Source organism: Nesterenkonia maliinae (assembly GCF_051262655.1).
Lineage (GTDB): Bacteria > Actinomycetota > Actinomycetes > Actinomycetales > Micrococcaceae > Nesterenkonia.
The window spans coordinates 505,432-527,122 of the sequence record NZ_JBIMEY010000002.1; the positions used below are offsets into that span (position 1 = coordinate 505,432).

A 21,691-nucleotide genomic window follows, 5' to 3' on the forward strand; every position below is an offset into this window, starting at 1 on the left:
GAGAGTGTCGTTCCTGTACCTCGGCGGGCTGCTGCTGGCGACCTTCTGCATGCTGCTCATCGACCGGCGCTTCCGGCTGTTCTTCTTCGCCGACCCGCGTGTGGCCGCGGTGGTGACCCTGCTCGGCGTCGTCCTCTTCCTGCTCTGGGACGTCGCCGGCATCGGGCTGGGGATCTTCCTGATGGGTCAGAGCCAGTACCTCACCGGGGTCGTGCTCGGACCTGAGATGCCGCTGGAGGAGCCGGTCTTCCTGACGTTTCTGAGTCTGTGCACCATGATCATCTACACCGGTGCCGCGAAGTTCCTGCGGCAGAGGACCGAGCAGAGCCGGACGAGCGCGCGCAGCGGAGGGGATGCCTAGATGGCGTATCTCTGGCTGAGCCTGGCCTTCATGATCCCGCCGGTGCTCGCCGCGGTGCTGATGCGCCGCAGCATCCACTGGGGCGCGGCGGCGCTGACCGCCGTGGTGCTGCTGAGCCTGACCGCGGTCTTCGACAACGTGATCATCGGGCTGGACATCGTGCGCTACGGCCACGAACACCTCATGGGTCTCTACCTGGGGCTCGCGCCGCTGGAGGACTTCAGCTACTCACTCGCCGCGGTGCTGCTGCTCCCGGCCGCCTGGCACCTGCTGCGCACCCGCCGCGTCGAACGTGGCGCCGAACCCGAACCCGAACCCGAACCCGAACCCGAACCCGGCGCTGAGCGGGAGAGTGAATGAGCCTGATCCGTCAGCTGCTGCTGTCCTCGCGCCCGTTCAGCTGGATCAACACCGCCTTCCCCTTCGCCGCCGCGTACCTCTTCGCGACGCGGGAGATCGACTGGGTGCTGGTGCTCGGCGCGCTGTTCTTCCTGGTCCCCTACAACGTGGCGATGTACGGGATCAACGATGTCTTTGACTACGAATCCGACCTGCGGAATCCGCGCAAGGGCGGGATCGAGGGCGCGCTGCTGCACCCGGATCTGCACGCGACCGTGCTGTGGATCTCGGCGCTGAGCACCGTGCCGCCGGCGCTGCTGCTGATGCTCGGCGGCGGCCCCGCCACCTGGGCCGCGATGCTGGTGAGCCTCTTCGCCGTCGCCGCCTACTCGGTCAAGGGGCTGCGGTTCAAGGAGCGGCCGTTCCTGGACTCGCTGACCTCCAGCACCCACTTCGTGAGCCCCGCCGTGGTCGGGTTCGCGCTGGCCCACGACCGGGTCGGCTTCACCCCGGGGCCCACCGTGATGCTCATCCTGGGCGCGTTCTTCCTCTGGGGGATGGCCGCCCACGCGTTCGGCGCGGTCCAGGACGTGGTGCCTGACCGGGAAGCCCGCATCTCCTCGGTGGCCACCGCCATCGGGGCACGCTCCACCGTGCGGATGGCGGTGCTGCTCTGGGCCGGGGCCGGAGCGCTGCTGCTGCTGACCCCCTGGCCCACCCCGCTGGCGGCGCTGCTGGTCATCCCCTATATCGCGATCTCGCTGCCCTGGTGGAATGTGACGGATGAGAGCTCTGCCGCGGTGAACTCCGCCTGGCGGAAATTCATCTGGCTGAACTACGGCTGCGGGTTCCCCGCCACGCTGCTCATGGTCTGGAGCTGGTGAGGCTGCTCAGCGCGACGCGTTGACCATCCAGGGGACCCCGAACTTATCGGTGAGCATCCCGAAGGTGTCGCCCCAGGGCGACTTCGCCAGCGGCTCGGTGATCTCTGCACCTTCCGAGAGCTTGGCCCACCACTGCTCGAGCGTGGAGTGCTCGGCGTCGTCGGGGGCGCTGTTGCTCAGCGACACCGTGCCCAGCACGCTGGACATGCCTGGAGGGGCATCGGCGGCCATCAGGTGGACCCCGCGGTCGATGAACAGCGACCCGTGCATGATCAGGTCCTTGGTCTCATCCTCGGTGCCCATGCCCTGGGCGTAGGTCATCATCTCCAGCTCGCCGCCGAGGGCCGAGTGGTAGAACTCCATAGCCTCCCGGGCGTTGCCGGAGAACTGCAGGTAGGGGGTCATGCCGATGGTCATGGTGGACCTTCCGTGCTCGATGTCAGGCGGACGTCGTCATTCTTACCCGGGATCGAGCGCAGGGGAAGGCCTGCAGGCCGAGCGCTGGGGCGCAGCTGGATCCCGAGCACCACGTGTGCCCCTCAGCTCTCCACGTCACGGATCACCCGCGCCGGGTTGCCCACGGCCACGGAGTTCGCAGGGATGTCGCGAGTGACCACGGAGCCTGCTCCGATCACAGAGTTGCGACCGATGGTGACCCCGGGGCAGACGATGGCGCCGCCGCCGAGCCATACATTCTCCTCGAGCGTGATCGGCTCCGCGGACTCCCATTTCTGCCGCCGCGGGCCCGGATCCACCGGGTGGATGGGGGTCAACAGCTGCACACTGGGGCCCAGCAGACAGTCGGCACCGATGCGGATCGGGGCGACGTCCAGCGCCACCAGGCCGGTGTTGATGAAGACGCGGTCACCGATTTCCATGTGCGCACCGTAGTCCACCGAGAGCGGGGGACGGATGGCCACGTCGTCGCCGAGCTCGCCGATGAGCTGCGGAAGCAGGGCGGCGGCCGCGTCGTCGTCGCCCTGCGCTGCCGCCTGGCTGTAACGGTGAGCCAGCTGATGAGCCGCGAAGGCCAGCTCGAGGATCTCCTCATCCGCCCGATACCAGTGACCGTCGCGCAGACGCTGGTACGGGGTCCGGTGGTCGTCGGCGAAGTCTCCGTGGTCCATGCGGCCGCTCAGCCGAACTGCTTGGCCAGCTGCGCGGCCAGACCGGTGTACGCGCCGGGGGTCAGCTGCGCCAGTCGGGCCTCGGCGTCCTTGCTGAGTCCCAGTCCGGTGACGAACTCCTTGAGCTTCTCGGCGTCCACGCGACGGCCGCGGGTGAGCTCCTTGAGCCGTTCGTAGGGGTTCTCCATGGACTCCACGCCGGCGATGGCCTCGGCGCGCATCACGGTCTGGATCGCCTCGCCGAGGACTTCCCAGTTCGCGTCGAGATCCGCCGCGATGACCTCCGCGGCGACGTCGAGCTGCTTGAGCCCCTTGCTCATGTTGCTCAGCGCGAGCACCGAATGTCCCATCGCGGTGCCGATGTTGCGCTGGCCCGAGGAGTCGGTGAGGTCGCGCTGCCAGCGGGACTCCACCAGGGTGGAGCCCAGCGCGTCGAGCAGGGCGTTGGAGATCTCGAGGTTGGCCTCGGCGTTCTCGAAGCGGATCGGGTTGACCTTGTGCGGCATGGTCGAGGAGCCGGTGGCCCCGGCGACCGGGATCTGCCGGAAGAACCCGATGGAGATGTAGCTCCACACGTCCACGCAGAGCCCATGCAGGATCCGGTTGAACCGGGCCATGTCCGCGTAGAGCTCGGCCTGGTAGTCGTGGGACTCGATCTGGGTGGTCAGCGGGTTGAAGGTCAGGCCCAGCTTCTCCACGAAGCGCTGCGCGAGACCGGGCCAGTCGGCTTCCGGCGCGGCGGCGAGGTGCGCCGCGTAGGTGCCGGTGGCGCCGTTGATCTTGCCCAGGAACTCCTGGTCCTCGATCCGGCGCAGCTGGCGACGCAGCCGGTGGACGAAGACCGCGATCTCCTTGCCCAGCGTGGTCGGGGTGGCCGGCTGTCCGTGGGTGCGCGAGAGCATCGGCACCTCGGCGGCGTCCTGGGCCAGCTCCGCCAGTCCGTCCAGGGTGGTGCGCGCGGCGGGCAGCCAGACCTCGGCCACGGCGTCGCGGATCCCCAGCGCGTAGGAGAGGTTGTTGATGTCCTCGCTGGTGCACGCAAAATGCACCAGCGGGGTCAGCTCGCTGAGCCCCAGCGCCTCGAGCCGGCGCGCGATGAAGTACTCCACCGCCTTCACGTCATGGTGGGTCTGCGCCTCGATGGCGCCGAGCTCCTCGAGCTCCTCCGTGCCGAATCCCGTGACGATGCTGCGCAGACCGCTGATCTGCTCTTCGCTGAGCGTGGGAAGTCCGGAGAGCACCTGCTCGGCGCAGAGGTGGATGAACCATTCGACCTCCACGTGAAGGCGGTGCCGGTTCAGCGCCGCCTCGGAGAGGTGATCCACCAGCGGCGCCACCGCGCTGCGGTAGCGGCCGTCCAGCGCGCCCAGGGCAATCTGCGGCTGGGCATCGGCGAGCCGGACGCGGGTCGGGGAGACGGTGGGCGCAGCGGAGTCAGTGGAGTTGGCCATGGCCCGATTCTTTCATGAGTTTTCCCCAGCACCGGCGACGACGACGCCGCCCGACCGGGTACTCCACGGGCGTCACGGCGGGGGAGCGGCACCCCGTGAAGGCGCCTAGGTTGGCGAGCATCAGCACACAGACACCAAGGAGTGATCACTCGTGATCTTCTCTCGGGCAGCCCACCAGCTCGATGAGGCTGCGCAGCACTACGACCAGGCGGCGATGCGGCTCGATGCCGTGGCCGAACGCGGCGAGGACTGCGTGCGGGCGGTCTTCGCCGCGCAGGAGGGCGTGGCGTGGCAGTCTCCGGCCGGGCGGGCCTTCACCCTGGTGACCTTCCATCACGTGCAGGAAGCGCGCCGACGGCAGTCTCGGCTCTTCGAGATGTCCGCGAGCGCCCGGTTGATCGCTGATGACCTGCGCGAACAGGCCCACCTCGCGCGGGTGCTCGCTGCAGCGCTGGAAGCGGCACTGGACGGAGGTGTGGGTGGGGCGGTGGACGCGGGGATCGAAGGGGCGGCCGCTGCCGGCGGGCAGACCCTGGTGCAGGGTGCCCGAGAGGCCTCACAGAGTGCGGAGGGCTTCCTGCGGTTCGTGCAGTCCCATGGGGGTCTGCCGCTGGCCCGTCTCACCGAAGGGCTCCGGTGAGCGGGGATGTACGTCATCACCGAGGATCGCTACGGTGAGCCGCAGCCGCGTGACTTCGTTGTGCAGGCCCACGGGGGTCCCACCGAGCTGAACCTGGTGCTGGAGAGTCTGCTGATCGCCGCTCAGGGGCTGACCGAGGCCGAAGCCATCGCCGAGGAGCAGCGCGGCACGCTGGGCAGCCTCAGCGCCGAGCTCTTCGGCTCGGTGGCCGGGCTCGCGCTGCATATGAGGATCCCGCTGCTGGCGGCCCAGCTGGGGATCAGCCTCGCCGAGACCTCCGGGGGAGCCTGGGCCATGGGGGAGACCGCCCGCGCGGTGCGCGCCGCGCAGGAGCGCTACCGGGACACCGAGGCGCTGCTGGTGGCCTCGCTCGGCACCGTGCGGCACCTCGTGCAGTTCCCGATGATCTCACCGCATCTGCTGGACCCGCAGGGGGACAAGGCGCTCGCCGACGCGTGGGGCCGCACCGCCCTGGTCAGCCTGGGTCAGGGGTCCCAGCTGCTGCTGAGCCTGCTCGCCAGGAAGCACCCGGTGCTGCGCGCCTCCGAGGACGGGGCCGGTCTGGTGTCCCAGTCGCTGCTGGTGAAGGCCCGCCGGGTCTCCCAGGAGAGCACCCAGACGCTCGCGGCGCAGACCCACCGGCTGCCGGCCGCGCCGGTGGATCGGCTCAGCGAGCATCTCCAGGCCCACTCAGACGTCGCGGAGCTCGGCGACTTCAGCATCTCCTCGCGACCCCAGTCGGGGGAGGGCACCCGACATGTCATCCACATCCCGGGGCTGGAGCTGCCCGAGGGACTGGGAGACCTCGACCTGGACGGACTGGCCGCCGGCGAGCTGGATCTGAGCGCAGGGCGCGGGCTCAACAGCCTCCTGGACGCCGGGACGAATGACTCCGCGCATCTGCAGGGGGTGATCGATCAGGCGCTGCAGGACTCCGGGGCGCGGCCCGGGGACGAGCTGGTCATCACCGGGTACTCCCTGGGCGGGCTGCATGCGCTCAACATTGCGGCAGGGGGCGCACTGGCGAGCAAGTACCGGATCTCCCAGGTGGCCACCATTGGGGCCCCGGGCCGGGAGGGCCCCGCGCCGCGCGGGGTCAGGACCACGAGCCTCCATGACGCCAATGACCCGGTGCCGCGCCTGCTCGGCGGGCCCGGCGAGCTCTCGGCGAAGCGGGTCCAGGTGACCTACGAGCATCAGGACCCGGGGGCGCGGCCCGGGGGTGTCTTCGGGGCCAGCCACAGCCTCGCGCACAACATCGACGCCATCCGGCTGCTCGAGGCGCAGGCGCCGGAGCACCTGGACGAGGGTCAGCAGGCTCAGCTCGCGGAGCTCACCGAGTCACTGCGCGGCCACCATGAGGCCACGGTCTACTCCACCGACTGGGACTCCGCCGGGGTGGAGAAGCTTCAGGGTGCGATCGCGGAGCTGGCCGGGGGCCTTCAGGAGCTGCCCGACGTGGGCGGCTCAGGCGTCGAGCGGGCGCAGGATGAAGCGGTTGAGCAGCGCTGAGACCAGGGCCACCACGATGGATCCGAAGACTGCGCTCCAGAAGAAGTCCTCCACCACGAAGTGCACCGGGGTCCAGGAGGTCAGCCAGGCGGTGAGCACCAGCATGCCCGCGTTGATGACCACGGCGAACAGCCCGAGCGTCAGGCAGGTGATCGGCAGCGACAGCAGCGAGATGATCGGCTTGATGACCACATTGACCAGCCCGAAGACGGCTCCCACGAAGAGGAAGGCGAGGATGGTCGCGCCGGTGCCCTGCTCGGCGCCGTCCACGTAGATGCCCGGGACGAGGAAGGCCGCCGCGGCGAGGGCCAGGGCATTCAAAATAATTGCCAGTAGGATTCTCACGATGACTATGTTCTCACGCGCCGGGTCGATCACCCCACGGGAAAGCGTCAGCCTTCTGCCCGCCTACGCCGCAGGCAAGCCGCCGAAGGCGGCCGAGGGGCTCACGCCGTACAAGCTCTCCTCCAACGAGAACCCGCTGGGACCGGTCCCCGCGGCGGCTCAGGCGATGGCGGCCGTGGACACGCTGCACCGCTACCCGCACCCCAACGCGGAGGACCTGCGTGCCCGCCTCGCCCAGGTCCTCGACGTGCCGGTCGAAGACATCGTCGCCGGCACCGGAAGCCTCGGGGCGCTGACCCAGATCATCAACGCCTTCGCCGGGTCCAACAGCGACGGCAGCCAGGACGAGGTCATCTATGCCTGGCGCTCCTTCGAGGCCTACCCGATCGTGGTCCGGACCGCCGGCGCCAAGGACGTCACCGTGCCCGTGCTCCAGGATGGTCGCCACGACCTCGAGGGGATGCTCGCCGCGATCACCGAGCAGACCAAGGTGCTCCTGCTGTGCACCCCGAACAATCCCACCGGCCCGGCGCTGCGGCACAGCGAGGTCGAAGCCTTCCTGGCGAAGGTGCCCGGCGACGTCGTCGTCGTCATCGATGAGGCCTATCAGGAGTTCGTCCGCACCGAGGATCCGCTGGACGCGCTCGCGCTGTACCGGACGCACCCCAACGTCGCGGTGCTGCGGACCTTCTCCAAGGCGCACGGCCTGGCCGCGCTGCGCGTGGGCTACTCCATCGCCGGGCAGGAGATCACCCGCCATCTGCGTGTGGTCGCGGCGCCCTTCAGCGTCTCCACCCTGGCCGAGGTCGCGGCGCTGGCCTCGCTGGAACACCTGAACCAGGTGCACGAGCGCGTCGACTCGCTGGTCGCCGAGCGTGACCGGGTCAGCGCAGCCCTCGCCGAGGCCGGTTGGATCATCCCCGAGGCGCAGGGCAACTTCGTCTGGCTCCCGCTGGGCGAGAAGACCGCAGACTTCGCCGAGGCGGCCGGGCTCCAGGCCCTGGCGGTCCGCGGCTTCCCCGGCGAGGGTGTGCGGGTCACCATCGGTGAGGTCGAAGCCAACGATCGTTTCATCGAGTTGTGCCGGACCTACAGATTCGAAGCCTGAGTCGAGCTGACACAATGAACGGTGGTCGTCCTCACCTGCAGGGCGTCCATCAGCGGTGCCATCGGAGAGGATCACACTGTGCAGCCAGAAGAGGTGCAGCCCGTTCAGCTGCTCACCCCCGAGGGGAAGCTCACGGAGGACGAGGTCTACAGCCCGTTCATCGCCGAGCTGAGCGCGGAGCAGCTCCGTGAGCTCTACCGCTATATGGCGATGGAGCGACGGCTCGACGCCGAGGCCACCTCGCTGCAGCGCCAGGGCCAGCTCGCCCTGTGGGCGCCCGCACTGGGCCAGGAAGCGGCCCAGGTGGGGACCATCGCGGCGATCAAGTCCTCCGACATGGTCTTCCCCACCTACCGCGAGCACGCCATGGCGCTCTACCGCGGCATCTCCCCCGAGCAGCTGCTGACCCTGTTCCGGGCCACCCGGCACACCGGATGGGACCCCAGCGAGCACAACTTCCACGTCTACACCCTGGTCCTCGCCACGCAGACCCTGCACGCCGCGGGCTGGGCGATGGGGATCAACCAGGACCTGCGCACGGCCAGCGTCCCGCGGGACCGCGCCGAGGATGAGATCGTCGTGGCCTGCATCGGCGACGGGGCCACCAGCGAGGGCGACATGCATGAGTCCATGGTCTTCGCCGCGTCCTATGAGCTGCCGCTGCTCTACTTCATCCAGAACAACCACTGGGCGATCTCGGTGCCCACCCGGACCCAGTCCCGCGGACCGCTGGTCAACCGTGCGAAGGGCTACGGGTTCGAAGGAGTCCGGGTGGACGGCAACGACATCCTGGCCAGCTACGCGGTCGCGAGCAAGCTCTCCGGAGACATCCGCGCCGGGAAGGGACCGAAGCTCATCGAGTCGGTCACCTACCGCATGGGCGCCCACACCACGGCTGATGACCCGACCAAGTACCGCAGCTCCGCGGAGGAGCAGCTCTGGGAGGGCCGCGACCCGATCCGGCGCTTCCGCACCTGGCTGAGCTCCGCCGGACACGCCGATGAGAGCTTCTTCGCCGATGTCGACGCCGAGTTCAAGGACCTCGCCGCAGACATGCGCAAGTCCGTGCTGGCCCTGGAGCCCATCGATCTGGAACGCGTCTTCGACACCGTGTACTCAGAGCCGCACCGCCAGGTGGAGACCGAGAAGGCCTGGTTGAAGGACTACGAAGCAGGATTCGCGGAAGAGCAGACGGAGGCGGGCACCGCACGATGAGCGCTATCAAAGAGATGGTGATGGCCAAGGCGATCACCGCGGCGCTGCGCGACGAGCTCGCGGCAGACCAGAAGACGCTGCTGATCGGCGAGGACATCGGCGCGCTCGGCGGGGTCTTCCGGGTCACCGAGGGGCTGCAGGCGGAGTTCGGCACCCATCGGGTGATCGATTCGCCGCTGGCCGAGTCCGGGATCGTCGGCACCAGCATCGGCATGGCCATGCGCGGCTACCGCCCGGTCGTCGAGATCCAGTTCGACGGCTTCGTCTTCCCTGCGTTCAACCAGATCACCACCCAGCTGGCCAAGATGCACAACCGCACCGACGGCAAGGTCAAGGTCCCGGTGACCATCCGGCTGCCCTACGGCGGGCACGTCGGCTCCATCGAGCACCACTCCGAATCTCCCGAGGCGCTCTTCGCGCACACCGCCGGACTGCGCATCGTCGCGCCGTCGAGCCCGCAGGACGCGTACTGGATGACCCGCCAGGCCATCGTCAGCGACGACCCGGTGATCATCCTGGAACCCAAGCGGCGCTACTGGCTCAAGGGCAAGGTCGACATGGAGAACCCGGCGCCGGATGCGTTCCGCGCCCAGGTGCTCCGCGCGGGCACCGACGCGACCATCGCCACCTACGGGCCGCTGGTGCCGGTGGCGCTGGCCGCCGCCGAGGCCGCCCGGGCCGAGGGACGCAGCATCGAAGTCGTGGACATCCGCTCGATCAGCCCGCTCGACGACGAGACCATCGCCCGCTCTGCCGCCAAGACCCAGCGGCTGATCGTCGCGCACGAGGCGCCGACCTTCGGCGGCATCGGCGGGGAGATCGCGGCACGCGTGGCAGAACGCGCGCACCACCGGCTCCTGGCGCCGGTGCTTCGCGTGGGCGGATTCCATATGCCCTATCCACCGTCATCCCAGGAGCACCGCTACCTTCCGGACATCGATCGGATGCTGGAAGCCGTGGACCGCAGCTTCAGCTACCAGAGGAGTGCGTGAGCATGGCTAAGACCTTCAACCTTCCCGACGTCGGCGAGGGCCTGACCGAAGCCGAGGTCGTCACCTGGCGCACCACAGTCGGCGCGACCGTCGAGGTCAACGACATCGTGGTCGAGATCGAGACCGCCAAGTCCCTCGTCGAGCTGCCGGTGCCCTTCGCCGGAGTCGTGACCGAGCTGCTCGCCGCCGAGGGCGAGACCATCGAGGTCGGCGCCCCGCTGATCCGGATCGCCGCCGAGGGTGAAGACCCGTCTGCGGATCCAGGGACCGACGCCGCCTCGGCGACGGACTCTCAGGAGTCCGGCGAGCAGCCCTCCGGTGAGGACAGGCCCGGCCGCCCACGCTCGGCGCGCGCGAAGAAGGCCGCGGCGCAGAAGCGTGAGGACGCTGACCAGAAGAGCGCGGGACAGTCGGGCGCGGGACAGTCGGGCGCGGCAGAGCAGGGATCAGGGCAGAATGAGGCGCTGGTCGGCTCCGGTCCGAAGGCGGACTCCGCCTCGCCCCGGTCGCGGACCCGTTCCACCACGCCCGACCTGGTCGACCTCGAGGGTCTCGAGATCGCCGCCCCCGCACCTGCCGCCGGCGCCTACACCGACATCGCAGACATCGTCGCGCGGGCCAGCCCTCCGGTGCGGGCCCTGGCCAAGCGCCTCGGCGTGGCCGTCTGGGAGCTCGTCGGCTCCGGCCGCAACGGCCAGATCACCCGGGACGACGTCGAGCGCCAGGCCCGGCAGAAGCGCGAGCAGCGCGCCTCCGGTCAGATGCCCGCACCCGGGGCTCCGTCCCCGGGGCGCCGCAAGAGCACTCCCGCCGAAGAGGGTCTGCTCTACGAGGGCCCGCGCGAGGAGAACATCCAGGTCCGCGGGGTGCGCAAGGCCACGGCGCGCAATGTGACCGCCTCGGCGACCACCGTGCCGCATGTCTCGGTGTTCAAGGAGGTCGACGTCACGCGCACCATGGAGCTGCGCCAGGCGCTGAAGAAGGATCCCTCCTACGAGGGCCTGAGCGTGTCACCGATGCTCTTCGCAGCCAAGGCGATCATCTGGGCCGTGCGGCGCAACCCACAGGTCAACGCCACCTGGCATGACACGCACTACACCTTGAAGAACTACCTCAACCTCGGTGTCGCGGCTGCGACCCCGCGCGGACTGGTGGTGCCGGTGATCCACGAGGCTCATGCGTTCAACACCCGCGGACTGGCCGCGGCGCTGACCCAGCTCACCATCGACGCGCGGGAAGGCCGCACCACGCCGGGGGAGATGCAGGGCGGCACCGTCTCGATCACCAACATCGGCTCGCTCGGCCTGGACAGCGGAACCCCGATCCTGCCCCCGGGTCAGGCCTCGATCGTGGCGCTGGGCGCGGTGCGCAAGAAGCCCTGGGTCGTGGAGGGACAGATCGTCCCGCGCGATGTCATGGTGATCGGCGGATCCTTCGACCACCGACTGATCGACGGCGATCTCGCCGGACGGTTCATCTCTGACATCGCGGCCGTGATGGAGCAGCCTGGACTGCTGATCGACTAGCGGGCCGGGTTGCGGCCCGGCGGGTGGGCCGGGTTGCGGAGCTGTGTGTCTCGGAGCCCGGAGTCCCGTGGTCGAGCTCGGTTCAGTGCTGGACCTGGCTGATCTGCAGCGCCTCGCGGTCCGCCGGGAGACCGAGGACCTCGGCCAGCGGCTGCCCGTCCACGGTCACCTCGCTGTCGCTGGCGCCGGTCGCGACGCGGGCGGTGGTCTCGATCTGGGCCAGGATCTGCCAGGACTCACATTCCCCGGTGGTCACCGGCTCGCCGCCCAGAGCGACGAGAACCGTGTCGTCCTCCACCTCGACCGAGTCCACACTGAGCTCATCGGAGGCGGCCAGCGCGTTGTAGAACGCCGGCGAGCCATGAGAGGACTGCCGGTCATCGACGAGGAACTCCAACGCGGCCACCGCGGGGTCCTCGGTCACCATCGGCACCGATCGGACGACCGAGACCGTGTCGCCGCAGCCGAAGCGGGCGGTGCGGGCGATCTCGATCTCCTGCGTCGGCTGAGTCTCCCCGGTCTCCTCCGCCGGACTGCCCGGCGCCTGCTCCTCCTGGAGTGCCTCCTCGCCATCCAGCGGCGCCAGCTCGGCCTGCCCATCAGGGGTGACGAAGGCCAGCGGGAGCCGCACCGAGTCGTCGTCCTCGACCTCGGGCTGCGGCATCGTGTTGCTGGGCTCGTCCTGCTCCTGCGGTTCCGGATCCGAGGGGCCGCAGCCGGCGAGCAGCAGTGCGAGCCCGAGGCCGCCCGCGCTGACAAGCGCGCGAACGCGAGGGCGGGTTCTCGGAGTCATGGGTACAGGATAGGAGCTGCGCCCGCGCAGACCGAATCCTCCGGGTGGTTGCGGCGCTGTCGAGGGTGAAGTTGACTCGCCTCCGGCTCAGAGGTCGTGGTCGTGCACTGTCGACACCTGGTTACACGGGATCGCGGCGCACCGGCCGCCGGGCGGTCGGTGCTTCTCCGGTAGGCTTGCGCCATGCCCATCCGGAACCGTCGCGCGGCCGCGCTTCCCGCCAAACTCTCCCGCTCCTGGCTGCTGATCAACGCCGCCAAGGAGCAGGACTTCGCTCCCGGACTGGCCAGCGAGGCCGACTCTGTGATCTTCGACCTGGAGGCGTCGGTCCCCGACGACGGCAAGGTGGCCGCCCGCGAGGCGGTGCTGCGCGCCCTCAACGGCGGCATGACCGCCTGGGTCCGGGTCAGCCCATCGACCTCCGAGCACTGGGAGAAGGACCTCGCGGCCCTCTCTCGCGCCGAAGGGCTGCGCGGGGTGATGCTGGCCGAGACCGAACACCCCGAGCAGGTCACGTACACCGCGATGCGACTGCGCGCCGGAACGCCGGTGATCGCCCTGATCGAGTCCGCCCTCGGCGTGGAGAACGCCACCCAGATCGCCTCGGCCCCGGGAACCTTCCGCCTGGCCTTCGGCACCAATGACTTCCGCAAAGACGTGGGCGTCTCCGCCGACCCGATGGCGCTGGCCTACGCGCGGGCCCGGCTGGTCATCGCCTCCCGCGTCGGCGGGCTCCCCGGCGCCATCGACGGTCCGACGGCGGCCGACGCCGATCCGCAGGAGACGGCGGAGGCTTGCCAGGTCACCGCCAGCATGGGCATGACCGGCAAGCTCTCGCTGAATCGGGCGCAGGTCGAGCACATCAACACCGGACTGGCCCCCTCAGCGGACGAGCTGAGCTGGGCCCGCGAGCTGATCGAGGCCCATGAGGCCGGCGGTTCCATCGGCGACGGCTCCTATCTCCCGCGACTGGCCCGAGCCCAGAAGATCGCCTCGCTGGCCGACTCCTACGGACTCTGGAACGCCTGAGTATGCGCCGAGGACTTCCTCGGTGAGACGTTTGGGTCACGTGCAGACCCGCGTGTAACCTCTGTCACATGGGTAGGGAGACGTATACCGGAGATGTGGCCTTCGAGCTGCGCGGACACCTCGGCATCATCACGCTGAATCGACCCCACGCGGTCAATGCGCTGACCCAGCTGATGTGCGAGTGCATCCTGGTGCAGCTGCAGGACTGGGCCGAGGACGACCGGGTGAGTCAGGTGCTCGTCCGCGGCGCCGGTGACCGCGGGCTCTGCGCCGGCGGTGACGTCTCCAGCCTGTACCAGGACATGGCCGCCCTGCAGGAGCACGACGGCGGCGGAATCCTCCCCGATGGCGTGCCCGGATATGCCGCGGAGTTCACCAGCGAATGGTTCCTGGCGAACGAGTACGCGTTGAACCGCACGATCGCTCAATACCCCAAGCCCTATATCGCCCTCATGGACGGTCTGGTGCTCGGCGGCGGCATCGGCGTCTCGGCCCACGGATCCCACCGGATCGTCACCGAGCGCACTCGTGCGGGCATGCCCGAGACCACCATCGGCTTCTCGCCCGACGTCGGAGGCACCTGGCTGCTGAGCCGGTCGCCGGGTCGCATGGGTCTGCATGCCGGTCTCACCGGTGCCCACCTCGACGCCGCCGACACCATCGCGCTCGGCCTGGCCGACGTCGAGGTCCCCGCCGAGGTCCTCGGGGAGCTGACCCAGGCGCTGAGCACCCACCCCGTGGCCGAGGTGCTGCCCCGATTCACCCGGACCCCGGGGGCCTCCACACTGGCCGAATCACAGACCTGGATCGATCAGGCCTACACCGCGCCGACCGTGGAGGAGCTGCTCCAGCGGCTGGACGAGCTGGCGTCCACCGAGGAGGCCGCGGCGACAGCGGCGGAGTCCCTGCGGGGCAAGTCCCCCGTCTCGCTGAAGGTCGCGCACCGTGCGATCCTCGCCGCCGGGGAGCTCACGCTGCCGGCTGCGCTTGAAACGGAGTTCACCATAGCGGTGCACATGCTGCGATCAGCGGACTTCCGGGAAGGCATCCGGGCGCAGATCATCGACAAGGACAGAGCCCCGCGCTGGAATCCCGGAACGCTCGAAGCCGTCGACGCTGAGCTGGTGCAGACCTATTTCACCCCGGTTCCGGGCCGCGGGCTCGCCGACCGCCAGAGCCTGTGAGCCCAGGATGGTCGGCGAGCGGGCTCAAGAACCTTGTCCGGTAGTGGCTGATCAGGCCAGCACGTCCGCCGTGGCGCGGTACTGCGCTCCCAGCGCCTGGGCCACGGGAGCGTTGGTGACGTCACCGGCGTGAACATTGAGTCCGTTGGCCAGATGCGGGTCCTCGCGCAGCGCCTGCTTCCATCCCTTGTCCGCAAGGGCAAAGATGTAACGCAGCGTGGAGTTCGTCAGCGCGGCGGTGGAGGTGTGCGGCACGGCGCCGGGCATGTTCGCCACGCAGTAATAGATCTGTTCCCCGATGGTGAAGGTCGGATCAGCGTGGGTGGTGGGACGTGAGCCCTCGAAGCAGCCGCCCTGGTCGATGGCGATGTCCACCAGCACCGACCCTGGACGCATCGCCGCAGCCATCTCGCGGGTCACCAGCTTCGGTGCCGTCGCTCCGGGAACCAGCACCGACCCGATGACCAGGTCCGCGGCGGCGACCTCTTCGCTGAGGGTCAGCGTGTTTGAGGCCAGCGTGGTCAGGCCGCGGCCGGAGAGCGCCGAGAGCTCCCGGAGGCGTTCGATGTTCAGATCCAGCACGGTGACATCGGCACCCATGCCGAGCGCGGTCAGGGCAGCCTGCTCGCCGGCCTTGCCGCCGCCGATGACCACGACTTTCGCGGGACGCGCCCCCGGGACGCCGCCGATGAGGATGCCCGGCCCGCCCTGGGAGTGCATCAGGTGATAGGCGCCCACCTGGGGCGCCAGCCGTCCGGCGACCTCGCTCATCGGGGCCAGCAGCGGCAGGCCATGGGTGCCCGTGACGGTCTCATAGGCGATCGCGGTGACCCCGCGCTCCTGCAGCGCGCGGGCGCAGTCGGGCTCGGCGGCGAGGTGCAGATAGGTGAACAGCACCTGCCCGTCCCGCATCCGGGGGAACTCCTCGGCCTGGGGCTCCTTGACCTTGAGGATCAGCTCGGCCTGCTCCCAGACCTCGTCGGCGCCACCGAGGATCTCCGCACCTGCTGCGACGTAGTCGTGGTCGGCGAAGCCCGAGCCGGTGCCGGCGCCGCTCTGGAGCAGCACCCGGTGTCCGCGGGCGGTGAGGTCCACCGCGCCAGCCGGTGTCAGGGCCACGCGGTACTCGTTGTTCTTCACTTCGGCGGGGACTCCGATGATCATATGTTCTCCTCAGTAGGTGCCGGGTAGGGCGGGTCAGCAGGGGTGAACCGGTGAGCGACAACGGGTGATGTCAGTCACTGCGGCCAGTCTGTCACGAAACCACGGCCCGCTTCGAGGTCCGTGCAAGGGGTCAAGCTGTTGTTGAGCCTGGTCCTTCGCCCTAGGCTCAGACTTTGGGAGTCTGTAGAGTCCTCAGGACATCTGCCACGTCCTGAGGAGGCAGTTCAGGAGATGCGCGCGGGAGGTGCGATGACAGGTGAAGATGCTGCAGGGCCGCGGCCTGAGCTGCTTACGGCCTCTTCGCGCTCCGTCCGGGCCGCCGCCCTGACGATCTCCTCGCCCGTGCTCATCCTCGGCGGTCCCTCCCCGGCGGCCTCAGAGCTGAGCCAGCGGCTGCGCGGGATCGATGTGAAGGTGCTGCTGGCCTCCAGCGCGGAGGCGGCGCGCCGTGCGCTGCAGGTCGATGCCCCCGAGCTCTTCGTCGTCGACGCGCGCCCCGGCCGACGGGTCTCAGACATGGAGGCGGTGCTGGAGGATCTCCGCTCGAGCACCGACCCCTTCGCGGTCCTGCATTGGTTCGACGCCGACGTCCAGCTGGATCAGCTGCTCGAGGCCGTGCGTCCACAGGACGACCACATCGCCGGCAGCGTCACCGTCCAGGAGGCGCTGCGCCGACTGCACTACATCACAGCACGGCTCCCCGCGCGGTCCGAGGGTGAGCGCCTGCTGGTCGGGGACCTGGAGCTGGACGCCGCTGCTCGCACGGTGCGTCGGGGCGGGCGAGACATCGACCTGTCCGACACCGAGTTTCGACTGCTCCGGCTGCTCATGCGCCGTGCCAGGACGGTGCTGCCGAAGTCCGAGATCCTGCAGCAGGTCTGGGAGTACGAGTTCGCCGGCCAGGCCAACATCGTGGAGCTCTACATCTCCTATGTGCGCAAGAAGATCGAAGCCGATATGCCCCGGATGATCCACACCGTCCGGGGCGCCGGATACGTGCTGCGCGCCGCCGAGCACGGGCCGCCCAGCCCGATGGCTGCAGCCTCGGCGAGCTCCGCCTGAGCGGCTGACCAGCAGGCCAACTTATTACTGGCTGGTAGCTTGTGGCACACTGAGCCCATGCATGTGATCTTCCGCACCCTGCTGGTGCTGCTCCGCGCCCGTCGTCGACCCACCATGACTCCCTGGGAGTCCTCGGTGGTCACGCTGCGAGCCCTGCCCACCGACGTCGACATCGCCTGCCACATCAACAACGGCCAGTACTTCTCGCTCTTCGACCTCGGTCGCTTTGATCTGATGGCCCGTTCCGGGCTCTGGGCACAGATGCGCAAGCGCGGCTGGTCCCCGGTCGTGCAGTCCGAGCAGATCACCTTCCGGCGCTCGGTCACCTTCATGACCCGGTTCCAGATCCACACCCGGATGATCGGCTTCGACGAGAAGTGCTTCTACTTCGAGCAGCGTGCAGTGGTCGACGGCGAGATCTACGTCCGGGCCCACATTGCCGGACGGCTGCTCTCCAGCGCGGGCCCCGTGCCCAATGCCGAGATCCTCGGTGCGATCCGGGACCTCGGCCACGAGGTGCCGGAGGATCTCACGGTCAGCGACGAGCTCCAGGCCTGGCGGCGCGATTCGGCTCTCCCCTCCGCTCGGAAGCCGGCTCCGAACACCTGGTGAGCCGGCCCTCGGAGACCTGTCGAGGCTGCTCAGCGTAGAGCGTCTGACCGGCGAGCGGCCAGGACGATCGCGGCGCCGCCGGCGAGGATCGCGGCCAGCGCCAGCACGACGGCGCTGAAGGTCTGCAGGGTGCTCAGTCCGGTCACTGCCAGCTCCGAGTCTCCCGCCGCCTGATCCTCGGTCGTCGCCTGGTCCTCGGCCGGCGCAGACGCCGTGGGGCTGGCGCTCGAGGCGTCCTGCTCGGGGAGCGAATACCCAGGCATCCCTGGAATCGGTGGGCCGGAGCGGGCCGGGGCCTCGGCCTCGGTGGAGCTGCTCGCCCTGCTCGGAGTCGGTTCGGGTGTGCTGGGTGAGTCGGATGTGCTGGGCGCGTCGGGTGTGCCCGGCGTGCTGATGCCGACCGGAGCGTCGATCTCCTCCGGCGGGGACGGCTGCTCACCGTCGTCGGGGCTCTCCGATGTGGCCTGCAGTCCGATGTTGCAGCGGTCGGACACAGGCTCTCCGTTCGGGGCGACGCCGCGGACGGAGAAGTCGTCCTGCGCGGCACCGGGTGGCAGCGGCGAGGGCGCCTGGTAATAGACGACCCCTGCTTCGATCCAGATGGTCGCGCCGGTGAGGCTCGAACCGACGGTGAGCTCACTCAGGTTGCTGCTCATCTGCAGGTGCAGCGTCTGCGTCTGTCCAGGAGCCGCGAAGGCGGAGCCGCAGCGGAGGTAGTGCTCGCCCTGCGTCGGCGCCGAGGACTCGTCGCCCGGATCCGTCGGGGTGCTCGGCGGGGACTGGCCCTCCGAGGGCGCAGGCGCGGGGGTCACCGGATCAGTGGTCCCGGGGTCTGTGGGCGCCGGGTCTGTTGATTCGGGGTCTGTGGGTGCCGGCTCTGTGGGCGCCGGGTCCGTTGGTGCCGGGTCCGTTGGTGCCGGGTCCGTGGGTTCAGGCTCAGGGGCGCCTGAGTCGGTGGGGTCGGCCGGCACGGTCGGCGCGGGGTCAGGCGTCTCTGTGGGGTCCGCCGGCACAGTCGGCTCCGTCGGGGTCTCGACCCGCTCCTGGCTCGGAGCATCGGCGGGGTCTGTGGATTCCGGGACGGAATCTTGCGAGGGCGGGGGAGTCGCGTCGGCGGTAGAGTCGGGGTCGAGGGCCTCGCCCCGCGGATCTTCCGTCTCGGCTGCCCCGGGAGTCTGTGCAAGAACCTGAGCAGGAGCCGCGACGGCCGCCGACGGAGCCGCGCCCATGAGGAGCGCAATGCTCACCAGGGCTGCGCCGCCGAGCGGGGCGACGCGCTGTGCTGCTCGCTTCATCCGGTCCCGCCCTCTGCATCTGGTCGCGCTCTTGTTCAAGCGGCTGTCTATGTCTTCAGTCCAGCGGCAAGTGTACGGTCCGGGTCCGTATTTTCATAACGATACGGTAAAGGTGCTCGGATTCCGAGACGGAGACAGAATGCACCCGGCGCCGCGCGGCGCCGGGTGCATTCTGTCTCACGGTGTGGGTCAGCAGGGTCGCAGCGTCAGCTCACCCGAGTCTCAGGCGACTTCGTCAGGCTTGGATCCTGCTCGGCCAGATCACCGATCACGGCGTCAATGGCGTGCATCGCGGCGTCATCCAGTGTGACTCCGGCGGCGGCGACGTTTCCTGCGATCTGCTCCGGGCGGGATGCGCCGACCAGGGCCGAGGCGACGTTCGGGTTCTGCAGAACCCAGGCGACGGCGAGCTGCGCGAGATCCAGTCCGTGGTCGGCCGCGATCGGCTTGAGGTTCTGCACCGCAGTGAGGATCTCCTCGTTCATGTACCGTTCGATGAACTTTCCGGCCTCCTTGTCAGAGGCGCGGGAGCCCTCGGGTGCAGGTTGGCCCGGCAGGTACTTCCCGGTCAGCACGCCCTGAGCGATGGGGGACCACACGATCTGGGAGATCCCGAGATCCTCGGAGGTCGGCACGACCTCAGGCTCGATGACCCGCCAGAGCATGTTGTACTGCGGCTGGTTGCTGATCAGCTGCACGCCGAGATCCTTCGCCAGCGCGTGTCCCGCGCGCAGCTGAGGCGCGGTCCACTCGGAGACTCCGATGTAGAGCGCCTTGCCGGAGCGGACCACGTCGGCGAAGGCCTGCATGGTCTCCTCGAGCGGAGTCTCGTGGTCGTAGCGGTGCGCCTGGTAGAGATCGACGTAGTCGGTGCCGAGCCGGGTCAGCGAGCCGTTGATCGACTCCATGATGTGCTTGCGGGAGAGTCCGGTGTCGTTGTGGCCCTTGGGGCCGGTGGGGAAGTAGACCTTGGTGAAGATCTCCAGGGACTCGCGGCGCTGTCCGGCCAAGGCGTCGCCGAGCACCTGTTCGGCCACGGTGTTGGCGTAGACGTCGGCGGTGTCGAAGGTGGTGATGCCCGCGTCGAGGGCGGCGTGGACGCAGTCGGTCGCGACGTCGTTCTCGATCTGGGACCCGTGGGTCAACCAGTTTCCATAGGTGATCTCCGAGATTTTCAGGCCTGAATGTCCGAGATATCTGAATTCCATTCTTCGACCTTATCGCTGTCCGCCGCGCCGGACCATAGCGTTGCTCAAGAGTTCATCGAGAGGCTCTGACCAGGCGATCCAGGGCTTCCTGCATGTGCTCCTCGATCTGGACGACCAGCTCGGCGTCGTCGCCGGAGGCGATGGCCTCCACGATCCGGGAATGCTCCGCGACCTGATCCTCGGGATCGAAATAGGTGCCCTGGAGCGCCGTCATGCACATCCTGGTCTCCACCATCAGCGTCTCGTGGACCCGATGCAGGCGCGGGCTTCCAGCCAGGTTCACCAGCTCCTCGTGGAAGGCGAAATCGGCGTCCGCCAGGAGGTGCAGGTCCCCGGCCGCCGCGGCCTCGGCCATCACCGCCGCGCGTGCCCGCAGCCGCTCGGCGGCCTGGGCTGCTGAGCCCCCATGGGCCACCGCGCGAGCCGCTGCGGTCTCGATCGCCGTGCGGGTGAGGTAGACGTCGCGGATCTCGGCCTCGTCCAGCTCCTTGACGAAGAGCCCGCGGTTGAGCTCGCTGCGCACCAGCCCCTCCTGGACCAGGCGCTGCATGGCTTCGCGCAGCGGGCCCCGGCTCACGCCGAACTCCGCGGCCAGCGCGGCCTCGGAGAGCTGGGCGCCCGCAGGCAGGGTGCCGTACATGATCCCCTCGCGCAGCTGGCGGGTGATCAGCGAGGACGTGGACTCGCGGGGAACGGGCTGGAAGCCTGGCGCGGCACTCATGGCATCTCCGGATTGTTGACAATCTTCACAGGTATTCATAGCATAGCCGCACCTGGAGATGAAAGGTCGGCAGACCAGCACAGGCCCGGACGGGCCGCCACGACGGGCAAGATATGGGCAGGTGAGCATGATGTCAGCGAGACCGATCATCACGGTGCTGTGCCCCACAGCGGAGACAGCATCCGAACCGGTGGCAGAGCGAGCGGGCGAGGGCCAGCCCCCCGAGAACAGGCAGCCCGCGATCCAGCGCCCCGAGGGGCTGGAGTCAATCGAGCGCCAGGCGGAGGTCAGGTACACCGATGCCGCCGGCCTCGGCGAGGCTCTGGAGGGCGCACAGGCGCTCTTCCTCTGGGACTTCTTCTCCCCGGCCGTGAGACAGGCCTGGCCGCAGGCCGGGGCACTTGAATGGATCCACGTCGCGGCCGCCGGAGTGGACGCGCTGATGTTCGACGAGCTGCGCAGCTCCGAGGTCGTCGTGACCAACGCGCAAGGGATCTTCGACCGGCCGATCGCGGAGTACGTGCTGGCCGCGATCTTCGCCCACGCCAAGGACTTCGCCGCCAGCCAGCGTCACCAGCAGCAGCGGCAGTGGGTCCACCGCGAGACGCTCAGGGTCCAGGGGAGCTCGGCGCTGATCATCGGCACCGGTGCGATCGGCCGCGAGACCGCCCGGCTGCTGCATGCGGTCGGCATCGAGGTCACCGGTGCCGGACGCACGGCGCGGGAGCATGACCCCGACTTCGGCACCGTGGTGGACAGTGCACAGCTGCCCCAGCACATCGGCGATTTCGACCACATCATCAACGCCGCACCGCTCACGGCGCAGACCACCGGGCTGATCGGTGAGCGGTCGCTGGCGGCAGTCCGGCCGGGCGCGCACCTGATCAACATCGGTCGCGGCGAATCCGTGGACGAACAGGCGCTTATCCAGGCCTTGGACGCCGGCACCCTCGCCCGAGCGACCCTCGACGTCTTCGCCCAGGAGCCGCTTCCGCCCGACTCCCCGCTCTGGGCGATGGATCAGGTGACGATCTCCGCCCACATGTCCGGAGACGTGCTCGGCTGGCGCACCGCGCTCGCGGAGCAGTTCGTGGACAACGCCCAGCGCTGGCTCGACGGCCAG

General features: G+C 69.1%; 23 protein-coding genes. 14 read left to right on the top strand and 9 right to left on the bottom strand.

What is annotated here, in order from left to right:
- Nucleotides 1-4 precede the first annotated feature (4 nt).
- From ACHAA4_RS06775 to ACHAA4_RS06785, 3 genes are read left to right on the top strand one after another with little or no spacing between them, the layout of a single operon-like run.
- On the top strand, nt 5-361 hold the full coding sequence (locus tag ACHAA4_RS06775; protein WP_435773428.1) for a lycopene cyclase domain-containing protein: 357 nt from the start codon (nt 5-7) through the stop codon (nt 359-361).
- The gene (locus ACHAA4_RS06780; RefSeq protein ID WP_435773429.1) at nt 362-721 is read left to right on the top strand and encodes a lycopene cyclase domain-containing protein; all 360 of its coding nucleotides are present in this window, start codon (nt 362-364) and stop codon (nt 719-721) included.
- Nucleotides 718-1,584 (top strand): prenyltransferase, encoded by an 867-nt coding sequence (locus ACHAA4_RS06785; protein WP_435773430.1) that lies wholly within the window; start codon nt 718-720, stop codon nt 1,582-1,584. The genes ACHAA4_RS06780 and ACHAA4_RS06785 overlap by 4 nt, the downstream gene beginning before the upstream one ends.
- A gap of 6 nt (nt 1,585-1,590) precedes the next feature.
- Here the strand turns inward: ACHAA4_RS06785 and ACHAA4_RS06790 are convergent, their stop codons facing one another.
- From ACHAA4_RS06790 to purB, 3 genes are all read right to left on the bottom strand, one after another.
- Complete coding sequence (locus ACHAA4_RS06790; RefSeq protein WP_435773431.1) at nt 1,591-2,001, bottom strand: VOC family protein; 411 nt, start codon at nt 1,999-2,001, stop codon at nt 1,591-1,593.
- Between the two features lie 122 nt (nt 2,002-2,123).
- The gene (locus ACHAA4_RS06795; RefSeq protein ID WP_435773432.1) at nt 2,124-2,711 is read right to left on the bottom strand and encodes a sugar O-acetyltransferase; all 588 of its coding nucleotides are present in this window, start codon (nt 2,709-2,711) and stop codon (nt 2,124-2,126) included.
- A gap of 8 nt (nt 2,712-2,719) precedes the next feature.
- Nucleotides 2,720-4,162: an adenylosuccinate lyase gene (purB, locus tag ACHAA4_RS06800; protein ID WP_435773433.1), complete on the bottom strand. Its 1,443-nt coding sequence runs from the start codon at nt 4,160-4,162 to the stop codon at nt 2,720-2,722.
- A 151-nt stretch (nt 4,163-4,313) separates the two neighbouring features.
- Here purB and ACHAA4_RS06805 point away from each other — a divergent pair, with 151 nt between their 5' ends.
- Together ACHAA4_RS06805 and ACHAA4_RS06810 are read left to right on the top strand one after the other, a co-directional pair.
- Nucleotides 4,314-4,802 carry a hypothetical protein gene (locus tag ACHAA4_RS06805; RefSeq protein ID WP_435773434.1) on the top strand — a complete coding sequence of 163 codons (489 nt, stop codon included), beginning with the start codon at nt 4,314-4,316 and terminating at the stop codon, nt 4,800-4,802.
- Between the two features lie 6 nt (nt 4,803-4,808).
- The gene (locus ACHAA4_RS06810; RefSeq protein ID WP_435773435.1) at nt 4,809-6,314 is read left to right on the top strand and encodes an alpha/beta hydrolase family protein; all 1,506 of its coding nucleotides are present in this window, start codon (nt 4,809-4,811) and stop codon (nt 6,312-6,314) included.
- On the opposite strand, the gene ACHAA4_RS06815 is transcribed toward ACHAA4_RS06810, so the two are convergent.
- Nucleotides 6,270-6,659: a phage holin family protein gene (locus ACHAA4_RS06815; RefSeq protein ID WP_106122426.1), complete on the bottom strand. Its 390-nt coding sequence runs from the start codon at nt 6,657-6,659 to the stop codon at nt 6,270-6,272. The genes ACHAA4_RS06810 and ACHAA4_RS06815 overlap by 45 nt on opposite strands.
- Nucleotide 6,660: 1 nt before the next feature.
- On the opposite strand from ACHAA4_RS06815, the gene ACHAA4_RS06820 reads away from it, so the two are divergent.
- The 4 genes from ACHAA4_RS06820 (at nt 6,661) to ACHAA4_RS06835 (ending at nt 11,500) form a co-directional block, all read left to right on the top strand.
- A complete protein-coding gene (locus ACHAA4_RS06820; protein ID WP_435773436.1) occupies nt 6,661-7,767 on the top strand; it encodes a histidinol-phosphate transaminase in 1,107 nt (368 codons plus the stop codon).
- A 78-nt stretch (nt 7,768-7,845) separates the two neighbouring features.
- On the top strand, nt 7,846-8,982 hold the full coding sequence (locus ACHAA4_RS06825; RefSeq protein ID WP_435773437.1) for a thiamine pyrophosphate-dependent dehydrogenase E1 component subunit alpha: 1,137 nt from the start codon (nt 7,846-7,848) through the stop codon (nt 8,980-8,982).
- On the top strand, nt 8,979-9,974 hold the full coding sequence (locus ACHAA4_RS06830; protein WP_435773438.1) for an alpha-ketoacid dehydrogenase subunit beta: 996 nt from the start codon (nt 8,979-8,981) through the stop codon (nt 9,972-9,974). Before ACHAA4_RS06825 ends, ACHAA4_RS06830 begins: the two co-directional genes overlap by 4 nt.
- Before the next feature lie 2 nt (nt 9,975-9,976).
- Entirely contained in the window at nt 9,977-11,500 is a 1,524-nt protein-coding gene (locus ACHAA4_RS06835; RefSeq protein WP_435773439.1) for a dihydrolipoamide acetyltransferase family protein, read from the top strand.
- 82 nt (nt 11,501-11,582) lie between these two features.
- On the opposite strand, the gene ACHAA4_RS06840 is transcribed toward ACHAA4_RS06835, so the two are convergent.
- The gene (locus ACHAA4_RS06840) at nt 11,583-12,293 is read right to left on the bottom strand and encodes a hypothetical protein (protein WP_435773440.1); all 711 of its coding nucleotides are present in this window, start codon (nt 12,291-12,293) and stop codon (nt 11,583-11,585) included.
- A 183-nt stretch (nt 12,294-12,476) separates the two neighbouring features.
- On the opposite strand from ACHAA4_RS06840, the gene ACHAA4_RS06845 reads away from it, so the two are divergent.
- Nucleotides 12,477-13,322, top strand: a complete 846-nt coding sequence (locus ACHAA4_RS06845) for an HpcH/HpaI aldolase/citrate lyase family protein (RefSeq protein WP_435773441.1) — start codon at nt 12,477-12,479, stop codon at nt 13,320-13,322.
- 68 nt (nt 13,323-13,390) lie between these two features.
- Nucleotides 13,391-14,506 carry an enoyl-CoA hydratase/isomerase family protein gene (locus tag ACHAA4_RS06850; RefSeq protein WP_435773442.1) on the top strand — a complete coding sequence of 372 codons (1,116 nt, stop codon included), beginning with the start codon at nt 13,391-13,393 and terminating at the stop codon, nt 14,504-14,506.
- Nucleotides 14,507-14,557: 51 nt separating this feature from the next.
- Here ACHAA4_RS06850 and ald read toward each other — a convergent pair whose 3' ends face one another.
- Nucleotides 14,558-15,670 (bottom strand): alanine dehydrogenase, encoded by a 1,113-nt coding sequence (gene ald, locus ACHAA4_RS06855; protein ID WP_435773443.1) that lies wholly within the window; start codon nt 15,668-15,670, stop codon nt 14,558-14,560.
- Nucleotides 15,671-15,919: 249 nt separating this feature from the next.
- On the opposite strand from ald, the gene ACHAA4_RS06860 reads away from it, so the two are divergent.
- Together ACHAA4_RS06860 and ACHAA4_RS06865 are read left to right on the top strand one after the other, a co-directional pair.
- Nucleotides 15,920-16,732 carry a winged helix-turn-helix domain-containing protein gene (locus ACHAA4_RS06860; protein ID WP_435773444.1) on the top strand — a complete coding sequence of 271 codons (813 nt, stop codon included), beginning with the start codon at nt 15,920-15,922 and terminating at the stop codon, nt 16,730-16,732.
- A 57-nt stretch (nt 16,733-16,789) separates the two neighbouring features.
- On the top strand, nt 16,790-17,344 hold the full coding sequence (locus ACHAA4_RS06865) for an acyl-CoA thioesterase (RefSeq protein ID WP_435773445.1): 555 nt from the start codon (nt 16,790-16,792) through the stop codon (nt 17,342-17,344).
- A gap of 29 nt (nt 17,345-17,373) precedes the next feature.
- On the opposite strand, the gene ACHAA4_RS06870 is transcribed toward ACHAA4_RS06865, so the two are convergent.
- The 3 genes from ACHAA4_RS06870 to ACHAA4_RS06880 all read right to left on the bottom strand — a co-directional run bounded on the left by ACHAA4_RS06870 (nt 17,374) and on the right by ACHAA4_RS06880 (nt 20,568).
- Nucleotides 17,374-18,639: a hypothetical protein gene (locus tag ACHAA4_RS06870; RefSeq protein WP_435773446.1), complete on the bottom strand. Its 1,266-nt coding sequence runs from the start codon at nt 18,637-18,639 to the stop codon at nt 17,374-17,376.
- 206 nt (nt 18,640-18,845) lie between these two features.
- The gene (locus ACHAA4_RS06875) at nt 18,846-19,847 is read right to left on the bottom strand and encodes an aldo/keto reductase family protein (protein WP_435773447.1); all 1,002 of its coding nucleotides are present in this window, start codon (nt 19,845-19,847) and stop codon (nt 18,846-18,848) included.
- A gap of 52 nt (nt 19,848-19,899) precedes the next feature.
- Nucleotides 19,900-20,568 (bottom strand): GntR family transcriptional regulator, encoded by a 669-nt coding sequence (locus tag ACHAA4_RS06880; RefSeq protein ID WP_435773448.1) that lies wholly within the window; start codon nt 20,566-20,568, stop codon nt 19,900-19,902.
- A 190-nt stretch (nt 20,569-20,758) separates the two neighbouring features.
- Between ACHAA4_RS06880 and ACHAA4_RS06885 the strand changes: the two genes are divergently transcribed.
- The coding region (locus ACHAA4_RS06885; protein ID WP_435773449.1) for a D-2-hydroxyacid dehydrogenase at nt 20,759-21,691 on the top strand (933 nt) is incomplete at its 3' end.